Origin of the sequence: Corallococcus carmarthensis, assembly GCF_003611695.1 — a bacterium.
GTDB classification, from domain to species: domain Bacteria; phylum Myxococcota; class Myxococcia; order Myxococcales; family Myxococcaceae; genus Corallococcus; species Corallococcus carmarthensis.
In genome coordinates this window covers 1-1,267 of record NZ_RAWE01000455.1, presented here as the reverse complement: position 1 = coordinate 1,267, position 1,267 = coordinate 1, and the positions used below count along the sequence as shown (strand labels likewise).

1 pseudogene is annotated in these 1,267 nt (G+C 76.4%); it reads right to left on the bottom strand.

The annotated features are described in order from the left end of the window. Window positions 1-1,267: pseudogene (locus D7X32_RS44400) on the bottom strand (glycosyl transferase family 1); the annotation flags it as partial.

The window sequence follows — 1,267 nt, the reverse complement described above, 5'->3', positions numbered from 1 at the left end:
GCCCTCGGGGGGGCAATACCCGTGCGCGAGCTGCGCGAACCACGGGTTGAGGGCGGATCCGGGAGGCGCGGGCGGAGGCCCTTCGTCCACGGCCTCCTCCGCGTCCGCGGCCTCGATGTCGAGCGAGTCCGCGTCGTGGACCTCGTCGTTGTCGATCTCCTCCGGCTCGTCCAGCGCCGCGCTGGCGTTGGACGGCGTGTGCCCGGCGTCGTCGTCCAGGGACTGGGCCTCGTCGGCGGCGATCTCCTCTGGCTCGTCGTCCGGGGACGCGGCAGAGGAGGGCTTCAGCACGGGCGGTGTCGCGATCAGCCGGGGCGGCGGTCCCTGGCGCGGAACCGGCGGCGGCGCGGTGGCGCGGGGCGGCAGCTGCGGCGGGCGGTCCGCGTCGGAGACGAAGCCTCCGCGGATGGGCGGCTTCTCCGCGTCGGCGACGGAGCCTCCGCGCATGGGCGGCTTGTCGGACTCCGTGAGCACCGGAGGACGTGAAGAGGCGGGCCGGCCTGGATCCGCGGCGAGGCCGCCACGGATGGGCGGTTTGTCCGCGTCGGCCATGGGAGAGGAGGGGAAGAGGCGGGGAGGCTCTGACGGGGCCGACGGCTCCGGCGGGCGCTGCGACCGGCTGGCGCCCGTGCTCCGCGACCCGCTCAGCACGGAGCGCATGGGCACGATGGGCGTGGGGGCCGGCGGCTCCAGGAAGTCCTCGGTCAGGACGGGAGGGCGGCGCACGATGGGCGTGGGCGCGGGGGCCTCCTCCTCACGCATGACCCCGGCCCGGCGCACGACGGGCGTGGGCGCCCGCTCCTCGTCCTCCGTGAGGGAGGCGGGGCGGCGCACGATGGGCGTGGCCGCGGGGGCTTCGTCCTCTGGCGACAGGGGCCGGCGGACGACCGGGGTGGGGGCCCGCTCCTCATCCTCGGAGGCCGGCCGTCGCACGATGGGCGTGGGAGCCTGGGTGGAGCTCGCGTCGTCCTCCAGCTCCACCGGCCGGCGCACGACCGCCGTCGCTCCAGAGGAGGCGTCCTCGGCGGCGCGGTCCTGGGATTCCGAGGCCTCGGCGTCGTCTCCGCCGACATTCTTCAGGAGCAGGGCCTTCGCGGCGGGGCTCGTCACCAGTTCCGTGGGCGGGCTCGGCTCGGAGCCCCGGCCTCCCAGGGGTTCCGGCTCCTCCTTCTTGTCGGGGGCGGAGGGGACCGCGGTCCTCGCGGTGTCGTCGGTCGTCCTGGCCGCAGGGGGGGACGCGGGCTCCGGCGGAGGCGCGGCTTCCTTG